The organism is Escherichia sp. E14V7 (genome assembly GCF_004212225.1).
Classification (GTDB): domain Bacteria; phylum Pseudomonadota; class Gammaproteobacteria; order Enterobacterales; family Enterobacteriaceae; genus Escherichia.
In genome coordinates this window covers 269,877-282,206 of sequence record NZ_RHJJ01000013.1, presented here as the reverse complement: position 1 = coordinate 282,206, position 12,330 = coordinate 269,877, and the positions used below count along the sequence as shown (strand labels likewise).

Below are 12,330 nucleotides of genomic sequence, written 5' to 3'. Positions count from 1 at the left end.
GCTCGATTGCTTAAACGCTCGCCACTCATGCCGGATTTTTATCATTTTTCTTAATGTTTTCCGCACGTTCTGCTTTCTGACGTGCTTCTTCTTTTCGCTTATTGCTCATGTCGTTGCGAATTTGCGCATGACTCATCAACGCGAAGATAAAGGTGCCGCCACAGATGTTTCCCGCCAGAGTGGGAAGCGCAAATGGCCAGACAAAATCGCTCCAGTGTAGTGTGCCGTTAAATACCAGATAGAGGATCTCTACGGAACCGACAACGATATGAGTGGTGTCTCCCAGGGCGATAAGCCAGGTCATCAAAATAATCACTACTATTTTTGCCGCACCCGCCGCCGGAAACATCCATACCATAGTAGCTATTAGCCAGCCGGAAATGATCGCATTGGCAAACATCTCGCTGGGCGAGTTCTTCATCACATCCATGCCGATTTTGACAAACGCATCGCGGGTTTCTTCATCAAAAATAGGCATATACTCAAAAGCCCACGCCGCAATACCCGTTCCCAGAATATTACCTAACAGAACAACGCCCCAAAGTCGCAGCAATAAACCAACATTGCCCATTGTCGGTTTTTGCATTACGGGCAGTACCGCAGTAACTGTATTCTCGGTGAATAATTGCTGGCGTGCCATAATAACGATAATAAAACCAAAGGTATAACCGAGATTCTCCAGCAAGAAACTCCCCGGCACGCCTTCCAGTTCGACACGAAAGATCCCTTTTGCCAGTAGCGACGCCCCCATCGACAGACCTGCTGCAATAGCTGACCACAGTAGCGCCATTGCGTCGCGCTCCAGCTCTTTTTCGCCGTCCTGACGAATATGTTCGTGGATAGCCATTGCCCGGGAAGGGAGCCGGTCTTCATCTATTTCAATTTTTTTTCCGCGCTCTTTTTCTTCACTCTCGACTTCAATTTCGTCACTGTGTTTATCAATTTTATCGTTATCCATGGTGAGTTCTCTTGATTAGCACGTATAGCTAAAGCGTAGCGGCTTTTTTGCTCGCAACTGGCGGGAGTTACTCTGAAAATGAATAAAAGGCAACGTTTGCCTTTTTCTGTTTCTATAGAATCAAGTAGCCTACAGGGCGGTGATTACCAGGCTATGATCAAATCAGCAAAACAGGGCGTATGGACATCATTTGACGTGCTGTTACAATCGCCCACACCTAAACAGGCGGATACGGTATCGTTCCGTCATGGATGGCAAACTGCATAAGCCATAAAAAAAACAGGGAGACATTTATGAAGCTTCGCCTGTCGGCGCTTGCTCTGGGAACTACGCTTCTGGTGGGGTGTGCGAGTTCCGGAACAGATCAGCAAGGGCGTTCTGACCCGTTAGAAGGGTTCAACCGCACCATGTACAATTTTAACTTCAATGTGTTAGACCCGTATGTGGTTCGACCGGTGGCTGTCGTGTGGCGTGATTATGTTCCGCAACCGGCACGTAATGGGTTAAGCAACTTTACTGGCAACCTTGAAGAACCTGCAGTGATGGTTAACTACTTCCTGCAGGGCGACCCTTATCAGGGGATGGTCCACTTTACCCGCTTTTTCCTGAACACTATTTTGGGGATGGGCGGTTTTATTGATGTTGCAGGGATGGCGAATCCGAAACTGCAACGAACGGAACCTCACCGTTTTGGTAGCACGCTCGGTCACTATGGCGTGGGGTATGGGCCTTATGTTCAGTTACCGTTCTACGGTAGCTTCACGCTGCGTGATGACGGCGGTGATATGGCTGATGGCCTCTATCCAGTACTTTCGTGGTTGACCTGGCCGATGTCGGTAGGTAAATGGACACTTGAAGGTATCGAAACGCGTGCGCAACTGTTGGATTCTGATGGCCTGCTTCGTCAGTCGTCCGATCCTTACGTCATGGTGCGCGAGGCGTACTTCCAGCGTCATGATTTCATCGCCAATGGCGGAGAGCTCAAACCGCAGGAAAACCCGAACGCGCAAGCGATTCAGGATGATTTAAAAGATATCGATTCTGAATAAGAAGCCAATAAAAAAGGTGAGTTGAAAAACTCACCTTTTTTGTTATTAAACTAACGTGTTATTAGAACGCGTAGTTAAAGTTAGTACCGAACAGCCAGGCTTTACCTTCAGATTCGAAGGAATAAGCTGCCGCTCCTTCACCTTCGGTGAATTTCACTTTCTGACCATGCATATAAGATGCGCCAACGTCAATGGATGCATCTTCATTAAATGCGTAGGTTAACCCAGCACTTAACCACAAACGATCCTGGTCAGGAATGGAAATAGAACGTTTATCTGCCGGAACCGGGCTGTCGTCATAAGCGATACCGGTACGGAAGGTCCAGTTTTTATCGTAATAGTAGGTTGTACCCAACGCGATACGATATGCGTCCCGGAATCCTTCATCTTTATAGAACAGAGTCTGACCACTATCGCCTTTCGCTTTCAGTTCCTGGAACTGGCTCCAACTGGTATAGGCCATGCTGTAGTGAATTGCCCACTGCGGCGCAACACGGTTATAACCAGAAATCTCCCACATCTCAGGTAAATTCAGCGTCAGGGACCCATTTTGGGTTGCACCCATCGTGCCATATGGTAAGCCCATGTTACCCAAAATATTGTTCAGATTTGGGTTAATGGAGCTTTTGTAATCCCCTTCGAAGTCGATTTTAACTTCTGAACGATATGTCAGGCCCCAACGGTTATCTTTATCCAGTTCATAAAGAATACCCGCGTTCCAGCCAAAGCCCCATTCGTCACCTTTCAGATGAGCAATTTGAGAGTCCGGAGTATTAATACCATTGGTTAATGAAGCGGGTACACCCTGGGCAATCAGCTGTTGAGACAACAAAGGCCCCAGCGAACCTGCGTAACGCTCAATTTTTGCCTTGGCGTAAACAGCATCAAAACCAAGACCAAAACTCCAGCTATTGTTAAGGCGATAAGCCCCGCTAAGGTTAAGGTTGATTGTCTGCAGATCGGTTTTACCGCCATAGATACCAGCCGCGTAGTTATCGGTAAATTCCGTAGCCAGGCCGTAGTTGGAAGTTATTGACGCTCCCCAACCAAACTGATCGTTAATAGGCGCGACAAAGTGCAGGTTAGGTACCCACGCTGTCGGCGCGATATTTTTAGCATTTGCACTCTGACCGGTTAAATTAGAATGTCCGGTAATATCTACATCCGGGTCAATATAAACCGCGCCCGCTGAAAAAGTTGGGCGGTCAAACATGGTAATCAACGCGGGGTTACGGCTGACGTTACCGGCATCATCGGCAATTGCGCCTTCCCCTGAATAAGCCCGGCCCAGGCCAGAGGAAGAAAATTCGTTTAGCTGAAAGCCTGCCGACCAGGCCTGGGTGGAGATAAGTGCCACTGCGACTGCGATAGCAGACTTTGTAAACAGGGTTTTCTGGCTCATGACCATAACCTCAATAATTTATTTTTATACAAACTATGTTACGTGCTGTAACAGGAGCGCGAAGTGTAGGGTCTGATGTACATCTTAGAAATCAGACCAGTGGCGAGAGTATAGGTCGGACCAGATGGAATGTTGCAAGTATGTTTCTATGTTTTTTCAAATATGATCTAAGAAACGCGATCCAGCTGGCAAAATTTGGAGGTAGCGCACTCATAGATTTGGGTGAATTTTGTTTTAGATCATTTTTAAGTGTGATTTCGGTCACTTATCCGATTTTGCAGAATTAACAACTGGAGTGGCACTTTTCAGAAGCGTAAAATATCCGCAACGTTTATCTGGCACCTTAGGTGCACATACAGAGGAAATCAACGATGAGTAAATGTAGTGCTGATGAAACCCCGGTTTGCTGCTGTATGGATGTTGGCACCATTATGGACAACTCCGACTGCACCGCGTCTTACAGCCGCGTGTTTGCAAACCGCGCAGAAGCAGAACAAACGCTGGCGGCGCTGACTGAAAAAGCCCGTAGCGTGGAATCCGAACCGTGCAAAATCACCCCGACTTTCACTGAAGAGTCTGACGGTGTGCGCCTGGATATCGATTTCACTTTTGCCTGCGAAGCTGAAATGCTGATCTTCCAGCTGGGTCTGCGTTAATTCCTCTCGGGTACGTACGCCCCTGCCAGCAACAGGCAGGGGCGTTTTCTTTTCTTTCTCCTGTCTTCACTGTGTCATAGCTCCCACTTTCCCTTTTCTCCGCTTGGCTAAATGTAAAAAAATGGTTAAGACTATGATCAGGTCAGACCACTTTATGTCTTTTTTTTACAGGGGAGTGTTATGGGGCAGGTTTTACCGCTGATTACCCGTCAGGGCGATCGTATCGCCATCGTTAGCGGGTTACGTACGCCTTTTGCCCGCCAGGCGACGGCTTTTCATGGCATTCCTGCTGTTGATTTGGGGAAGATGGTCGTAGGCGAATTGCTGGCACGCAGCGAAATTCCCGCAGAAGTGATTGAGCAACTGGTCTTCGGTCAGGTTGTGCAAATGCCGGAAGCGCCCAACATTGCGCGTGAAATTGTTCTCGGTACTGGAATGAATGTGCATACCGATGCTTACAGCGTCAGCCGCGCTTGCGCTACCAGTTTCCAGGCGGTTGCAAACGTTGCAGAAAGCCTGATGGCGGGAACTATTCGAGCGGGGATTGCCGGCGGGGCAGATTCTTCTTCCGTATTGCCAATTGGCGTTAGTAAAAAACTGGCGCGCGTGCTGGTTGATGCCAACAAAGCTCGAACCATGAGTCAGCGCCTGAAACTTTTTTCTCGCTTACGTTTGCGTGACTTAATGCCGGTGCCTCCGGCAGTGGCGGAATACTCCACTGGATTACGGATGGGCGACACCGCCGAACAAATGGCGAAAACGTACGGCATCACCCGTGAACAGCAAGATGCGTTGGCCCACCGTTCGCATCAACGTGCCGCCCAGGCGTGGTCAGAAGGTAAATTAAAAGAAGAAGTCATGACCGCTTATATCCCGCCTTATAAACAGCCTCTTGCGGAAGATAATAATATTCGCGGCAATTCCACGCTTGCCGATTACGCAAAGCTGCGCCCGGCGTTTGATCGCAAACACGGGACGGTAACGGCGGCAAACAGTACGCCGCTGACCGATGGCGCGGCAGCGGTGATCCTGATGACTGAATCCCGGGCGAAAGAATTAGGGCTGGTGCCGCTGGGGTATCTGCGCAGCTACGCATTTACTGCGATTGATGTCTGGCAGGACATGCTGCTCGGTCCGGCCTGGTCAACACCGCTGGCGCTGGAACGCGCGGGTTTGACAATGGCCGATCTGACGTTGATTGATATGCACGAAGCGTTTGCCGCCCAGACGCTGGCCAATATTCAGTTGCTTGGCAGCGAACGTTTTGCTCGCGACGTATTGGGGCGTGCACATGCCACTGGCGAAGTTGACGATAGCAAATTTAACGTGCTTGGCGGCTCGATTGCTTATGGCCATCCCTTCGCGGCTACCGGCGCGCGGATGATTACTCAGACCTTACATGAACTGCGGCGTCGCGGCGGTGGGTTTGGTTTGGTGACTGCCTGTGCCGCAGGCGGGCTTGGCGCGGCAATGGTTGTGGAGGCGGAATAATGGAAATGGCATCAGCGTTTACCCTCAGCGTCCGTCTGGACAACATTGCCATTATCACCATTGATGTTCCCGGCGAGAAAATGAATACCCTGAAGGCGGAATTTGCCTCGCAGGTGCGCGCCATTATTAAGCAACTCCGTAAAAACAAAGAGTTGCGCGGCGTGGTGTTTGTCTCCGCTAAACCAGACAACTTCATTGCTGGCGCAGACATCAACATGATCGGTAACTGCAAAACGGCGCAAGAAGCGGAAGCACTGGCGCGGCAGGGCCAACAGTTGATGGCGGAGATTCATGCTCTGCCTGTTCCGGTTATTGCCGCTATTCACGGCGCTTGCCTGGGGGGCGGGCTGGAGCTGGCGCTGGCATGTCATGGCCGTGTCTGTACTGACGATCCTAAAACTGTGCTCGGTTTGCCGGAGGTTCAGCTTGGATTATTGCCAGGTTCAGGCGGAACTCAGCGTTTGCCACGCCTGACAGGTGTCAGCACAGCATTAGAGATGATCCTCACCGGAAAACAACTTCGGGCGAAACAGGCATTAAAGTTGGGGCTGGTGGATGACGTCGTTCCGCACTCCATTTTGCTGGAAGCCGCTGTTGAGCTGGCAAAGCAGGATCGTCCATCTTCCCGCCCTCTACCTGTACGCGAGCGTATTCTGGCGGGGCCGTTAGGTCGTGCATTGTTGTTCAAAATGGTAGGCAAGAAAACAGAGCAAAAAACTCAGGGTAACTATCCAGCGACAAAACGCATTCTTGACGTTATTGAAACCGGTTTAGCGCAGGGGACCAGCAGTGGCTATGACGCCGAAGCTCGGGCGTTTGGTGAACTGGCGATGACGCCGCAATCGCAGGCGCTGCGCAATATCTTTTTTGCCAGTACTGAAGTGAAGAAAGATCCCGGCAGTGATGCTCCTCTTGCGCCATTAAACAGCGTGGGGATTTTAGGCGGCGGGTTGATGGGCGGTGGAATTGCCTACGTTACTGCCTGTAAAGCGGGTCTGCCGGTAAGAATTAAAGATATCAATGCCCAGGGCATAAATCATGCGCTGAAATACAGTTGGGAGCAGCTGGAGGGTAAAGTGCGCCGTCGTCATCTCAAAGCCAGCGAACGCGACAAGCAACTGGCATTAATCTCCGGAACGACGGACTATCGCGGCTTTGCCCATCGCGATCTGATTATTGAAGCGGTGTTTGAAAATATCGAATTAAAACAGCAGATGGTGGCGGAAGTGGAGCAAAACTGCGCTTCTCATACCATTTTTGCCTCGAACACGTCCTCTTTACCGATTAGCGATATCGCCGCTCACGCCACGCGACCAGAGCAAGTTATCGGCCTGCATTTCTTCAGTCCGGTGGAAAAAATGCCGCTGGTGGAGATTATTCCTCATGCGGGTACATCGGCGAAAACCATCGCCACTACGGTAAAACTGGCGAAAAAACAGGGCAAAACGCCAATTGTCGTGCGTGACAAAGCCGGGTTTTACGTCAATCGCATTTTAGCGCCTTACATTAATGAAGCTATCCGCATGCTGACCGAAGGTGAACGGGTAGAGCATATTGATGCCGCGCTGGTGAAATTTGGTTTTCCGGTGGGGCCAATCCAACTTTTGGATGAGGTAGGAATTGATACCGGGACTAAAATTATTCCTGTACTGGAAGCAACTTATGGAGAACGTTTTAGCGCGCCTGCAAATGTTGTTTCTTCAATTTTGAATGATGATCGCAAAGGTAGAAAAAATGGCCGAGGTTTCTATCTTTATGGCCAAAAAGGGCGTAAAAGCAAAAAACAGGTCGATCCCGCCATTTACCCGCTAATTGGTGTACAAGGGCAGGGGCGACTCTCCGCACCGCAGGTTGCTGAACGGTGTGTGATGTTGATGCTGAATGAAGCAGTACGTTGTCTGGACGAGCAGGTTATCCGAAGTGTGCGTGACGGGGATATTGGCGCGGTATTTGGAATAGGCTTCCCACCGTTTCTTGGTGGCCCGTTCCGATATATCGATGCTCTCGGCGCGGGGGAAGTCGTTGCAACAATGCAACGACTGGCCACGCAGTATGGTTCTCGTTTTACCCCTTGCGAGCGTTTATTAGAGATGAGCGAGCGCGGGGAAAGTTTTTGGAAAACAAGTGCAACTGACCCTCAATAAAAGGGTCAAAGCTATATGAATCCGCGCTGAATGGCGGAGGGGTGGTCAAAATGTAAACGCATGTTGACTATACTTGCGCCATTGAGGTAAAAAACAGCGTTTCATTCGGTGAATGGATAAGGCACAATGCCGGCCACCGCCTTGTTTCTCTGGTTTCAGATGAAACAAGGCGGGCGAATCTGGTTAACAAAAGCGGTGCAATATGCAAGTTTTTATCATGCGTCACGGCGACGCAGCCCTCGATGCCGCCAGTGATTCGGTTCGTCCTCTGACCACTAACGGTTGTGACGAATCTCGCCTGATGGCGAACTGGTTGAAAGGTCAAAAAGTGGAAGTCGAACGTGTTCTGGTGAGCCCGTTCCTGCGAGCCGAGCAAACACTGGAGGAAGTAGGTGATTGTATGAACCTGCCTTCCAACGTGGAAGTTCTGCCGGAGTTGACGCCCTGCGGCGATGTAGGGCTGGTCAGTGCATATTTACAGGCGCTGACCAACGAAGGTGTTGCTTCGGTACTGGTTATCTCCCACTTACCGTTAGTCGGGTATCTGGTTGCCGAGTTATGTCCGGGCGAAACGCCGCCTATGTTTACCACTTCGGCTATTGCCAGCGTAACGCTTGATGAAAGCGGAAAAGGCGAGTTCAACTGGCAGATGAGCCCGTGTAATTTGAAAATGGCAAAAGCAATCTGATGTGATCGTAAAGTGCCCGATGGCGCAAGCTATCGGGCCTGAATTGTTCATACCTTATTGAAATTCTCCCAATAACGATGCAAATGGCATCTTTTTAGCGTTTAATCGCCGATTTGCATAAAGTTACATCTAGAAATATTCATTACCTTTTCTTGTATTTTATTTCCAGAGTTAACCACTGTGAACGCAGAATAAGAGAGTAGAAAAGAGATATTTTTTGGTCTTGATTTTATATTAATTATAGTGTTTTAATATTGTATCGGCAAAAAATAAAAATACAATCGTGTTATTTGTTGTTGGTTGTTTTTTGCTCTTTAATCATTCACTCCATGATGTGTTTATACCATATTTTAGTCATTTATCACGTAATTCCAGGGAAATTCTCAAAATGTTATTTGTTTTGTTAATCATTTAAATATTTCTAAATATTGTTGTTAGTAAATTTAAATTGTGTCACGCGCTCTATAATATCAACATGCTCGCCACGCCAAAGAATATCATCTCACGTGACCTCAGAAATCCTATTCAATGGTGGGTTATAAGCCACTGCAAATTACACTGAAAGTTATTATATTCAGTATTAATATGTCAGTTGGCTGACATTTTAATTATTTATGATTTAAGGACAAATAATGAGTAAGTTTGTAAAAGCAGCCGTCGCCACAGCAATGCTTATGGGGGCGCTGACTTCAGCATCGGTCGTAGCCGCAGGGAACAACGGTACAGTGAGATTTTTCGGTATAATTGAAGACTCTCCGTGCTCAATTGTTCCTGATGACCATAAGCTGGAAGTGGATATGGGGAGCATCGGTACCGGTTCTTTAACGGGTGGCAAAACTACCACACCAAAGGATTTCCAGATTCGTTTACAGGATTGCAATTTCAATACTGAAACAACGATGACCACGACATTTACCGGTAATCCATATTCCGGTAATCCAAATAATTACTCCCTGTCTAACCTGGATAATGGCACCGAAGTTCCAAACGTAAGTCTGGTGATTGGCGACCAGCGTGGTAAAGGCTATGACCTGGGCAAAGGTATCGATCAGGCCATCGCAATGGACAGTTCAACGGGTAAAGGCAAACAGAAACAAACGCTGAAATTTAAAGCCTGGTTAGTAGGTGAAACTGCTGCGGTAACACCAACTCCGGCTCCGTTTGAAACGCTAACAACGTTCCAGATCACGTATCTCTAATGTGATTCCCCCATAACTGTAAAGTTATGGGGTTTTTAAATAAAAGATAATTAAAATATAATAATTACGGATGGATACGTAAATGCCCGAACATTCTTTTCTCCGTTTACGGGGGCTTTCGTGGTGGATTGCTCTGGCAATTTCCGGAAGTCCATTTTATGCCCTGGCAGATGATACCATTCAGTTTGATGCCCGATTTCTGGAGTTAAAAGGGAATACCAAAATTGATTTGGGGCGTTTTTCCCAAAAAGGTTATGTTGAACCGGGTAAATATAATTTACAGGTTCATGTAAATAACCAATCCTTACCTGATGAATACGATATCTACTGGTACGCAGTCGAAAACAATCCTGATAAATCGTATGCCTGCTTACCGCCTGAACTGGTTGCTCAGTTAGGCTTTAAAGAAGATATCACGAAAAACTTGCAATGGATTCGTGATGGTCAGTGTCTGAATACTGAACCGTTAAATGGCATGGAAATGACTGGTGATTTAAGCCAGTCAGTTCTCGTGATTTCTTTGCCACAGGCTTATCTTGAATATACCGACAGTGAATGGGATCCACCTTCACGTTGGGATGAAGGTATTCCCGGTCTTATTGCCGATTACAGTATCAACGCCCAGACCCGGCATGAAGAGGGTGGGGATGATACTAACGATATTAGTGGTAATGGTACGGTTGGCGTTAACGTTGGCCCGTGGCGCCTGCGTGCCGACTGGCAGAGCGACTATCAGCATACCCGCAGTAACGATGATGGTGATGCTAACGATAGCGGCACGCAAAAAAACTGGGAGTGGAGCCGTTATTACGCCTGGCGCGCCTTGCCGTCATTAAAAGCCAAACTTTCGCTGGGTGAAGATTACCTCAACTCCGATATTTTTGATGGCTTTAGCTACATTGGCGGTAGCATCAGCACCGACGATCAAATGTTGCCGCCAAACCTTCGCGGCTACGCTCCGGATATTTCCGGCGTCGCACATACCTCTGCGAAAGTGACCGTAACGCAAATGGGACGCGACCTTTATGAAACCCAGGTCCCCGCAGGCCCGTTCCGTATTCAGGATATTGGTGATTCGGTATCTGGCACGCTGCATGTCCGCATCGAAGAACAAAACGGTCAGGTGCAGGAATATGACGTCAGCACGGCTTCCATGCCGTTTCTGACCCGACCGGGTCAGGTGCGATATAAAGTGTCGATGGGGCGCCCGCAAAACTGGGATCATCACGTCGAAGGGAGTTTCTTCTCAGGAGGCGAAGCGTCATGGGGGATCGCCAATGGCTGGTCACTTTACGGCGGCGCGTTAGCGGATGAAAACTATCAATCAGCAGCAATTGGGCTTGGGCGCGATTTGGCGCTGTTCGGCGCGTTAGCGTTTGATGTTACCCACTCCCGTACTCGTTTTGACGACAACAGCGTATACGGCAACAAAACGCTGGATGGTAACTCTTATCGTGTCAGTTATGCCAAAGATTTTGATGAACTCAACAGCCGTGTGACCTTTGCCGGATATCGCTTCTCTGAAAAAAACTACATGACCATGAGCGAATACCAGGATGCTAACAACGCCGATCGGGCGCGCACGGGTAACGACAAAGAGATGTATACGGTCACTTACAACCAGAACTTCAGGGATGCGCGTGTTTCGGTCTATCTCAACTATTCCCACCACACCTACTGGGACCGCGAAGATCAAACCAACTACAACATGATGCTTTCTCATTATTTCAATATGGGAAGTATCAGAAACATGAGCGTTTCTCTGACCGGTTATCGCTATGAATACGATAACAATGCCGATAAAGGTATTTATCTTTCCTTAAGCCTGCCGTGGGGTGAGAGCAGCACCATTAGTTACAACGGCAACTATGGCAGTGGTGCCGACAGCAGCCAGGCGAGCTTGTACCATCGAATAGATGACGCCAGCCACTATACGGTGAGCACAGGGACCAGTGAAAACCACGCCAGTGTAGATGGTTATTACAGCCACGATGGCACTATGGCAAAAGTTGATCTGAGCGCCAACTATCATGAAGGGCAATACACTTCCGCGGGTATCTCTTTACAGGGCGGTGCAACGCTGACTGCCCACGGCGGCGCGCTGCATCGCACGCAGAACATGGGCGGCACGCGTTTGCTGATTGATGCCGATGGCGTTGCCAATGTGCCAGTAGAAGGCAACGGTGCTGCTGTTTATACCAACATGTTTGGTAAAGCCGTGGTGGCCGATGTTAACGACTACTACCGTAATCAGGCTTATATCGATTTGAATAACCTACCAGAAAATGCTGAGGCCACCCAGTCGGTGGTCCAGGCAACGCTAACGGAAGGTGCCATTGGTTATCGTAAATTTGCAGTGATCAGTGGGCAGAAAGCAATGGCGGTATTGCGATTGCAGGATGGTAGTCATCCGCCATTTGGTGCGGAAGTGAAAAATGTTAATAAACAGCAAGTTGGACTGGTTGATGATGAAGGGAATGTCTATCTGGCGGGCGTTAAACCGGGTGAACGCATGACGGTATCCTGGGAGGGAGAATCCCACTGCGATATCAGTCTGCCGGACCCGCTACCGGATGATCTCTTCAATGGTTTGCTGTTGCCATGCCAGCAAATTGGGGGAAGTGCTCCCGCAATATCACATGATATTCAGCCCGTCATTCAGGTGCAGACACAACAGGTGGCACCAATGGAGCCGCCAATGTCTGTTTCATCGAATTAATAACGTGATTAAGGAATGATCCAT

10 protein-coding genes are annotated in these 12,330 nt (G+C 48.7%); 8 read left to right on the top strand and 2 right to left on the bottom strand.

From position 1 onward, the window contains the following. Window positions 1–25: 25 nt before the first annotated feature. Window positions 26–958, bottom strand: coding sequence for a formate/nitrite transporter family protein (locus D9741_RS15445; protein WP_130216903.1), 933 nt, complete (start codon window positions 956–958; stop codon window positions 26–28). Window positions 959–1,036: 78 nt separating this feature from the next. Here D9741_RS15445 and D9741_RS15440 point away from each other — a divergent pair, with 78 nt between their 5' ends. Then, window positions 1,037–1,225 (top strand): hypothetical protein, encoded by a 189-nt coding sequence (locus tag D9741_RS15440; protein WP_130207306.1) that lies wholly within the window; start codon window positions 1,037–1,039, stop codon window positions 1,223–1,225. Between the two features lie 26 nt (window positions 1,226–1,251). After that, window positions 1,252–2,007, top strand: a complete 756-nt coding sequence (gene mlaA, locus D9741_RS15435) for a phospholipid-binding lipoprotein MlaA (RefSeq protein ID WP_130207304.1) — start codon at window positions 1,252–1,254, stop codon at window positions 2,005–2,007. Window positions 2,008–2,068: 61 nt separating this feature from the next. Here the strand turns inward: mlaA and fadL are convergent, their stop codons facing one another. Continuing rightward, window positions 2,069–3,409 carry a long-chain fatty acid transporter FadL gene (fadL, locus tag D9741_RS15430; RefSeq protein ID WP_130216905.1) on the bottom strand — a complete coding sequence of 447 codons (1,341 nt, stop codon included), beginning with the start codon at window positions 3,407–3,409 and terminating at the stop codon, window positions 2,069–2,071. A 371-nt stretch (window positions 3,410–3,780) separates the two neighbouring features. Here fadL and D9741_RS15425 point away from each other — a divergent pair, with 371 nt between their 5' ends. The 6 genes from D9741_RS15425 to D9741_RS15400 all read left to right on the top strand — a co-directional run bounded on the left by D9741_RS15425 (window position 3,781) and on the right by D9741_RS15400 (window position 12,306). Further along, the gene (locus D9741_RS15425; RefSeq protein WP_001296261.1) at window positions 3,781–4,065 is read left to right on the top strand and encodes a YfcZ/YiiS family protein; all 285 of its coding nucleotides are present in this window, start codon (window positions 3,781–3,783) and stop codon (window positions 4,063–4,065) included. Between the two features lie 180 nt (window positions 4,066–4,245). After that, a complete protein-coding gene (fadI, locus tag D9741_RS15420; RefSeq protein ID WP_130216907.1) occupies window positions 4,246–5,556 on the top strand; it encodes an acetyl-CoA C-acyltransferase FadI in 1,311 nt (436 codons plus the stop codon). After that, a complete protein-coding gene (gene fadJ / locus D9741_RS15415; protein WP_130216909.1) occupies window positions 5,556–7,700 on the top strand; it encodes a fatty acid oxidation complex subunit alpha FadJ in 2,145 nt (714 codons plus the stop codon). The genes fadI and fadJ overlap by 1 nt, the downstream gene beginning before the upstream one ends. A gap of 202 nt (window positions 7,701–7,902) precedes the next feature. Then, on the top strand, window positions 7,903–8,388 hold the full coding sequence (gene sixA, locus D9741_RS15410) for a phosphohistidine phosphatase SixA (RefSeq protein ID WP_130216911.1): 486 nt from the start codon (window positions 7,903–7,905) through the stop codon (window positions 8,386–8,388). Window positions 8,389–9,020: 632 nt separating this feature from the next. Beyond that, window positions 9,021–9,587 carry a fimbrial protein gene (locus tag D9741_RS15405; RefSeq protein ID WP_130207292.1) on the top strand — a complete coding sequence of 189 codons (567 nt, stop codon included), beginning with the start codon at window positions 9,021–9,023 and terminating at the stop codon, window positions 9,585–9,587. 82 nt (window positions 9,588–9,669) lie between these two features. Then, window positions 9,670–12,306, top strand: a complete 2,637-nt coding sequence (locus tag D9741_RS15400) for a fimbrial biogenesis outer membrane usher protein (protein ID WP_130216913.1) — start codon at window positions 9,670–9,672, stop codon at window positions 12,304–12,306. The last annotated feature ends 24 nt before the right edge of the window (window positions 12,307–12,330 follow it).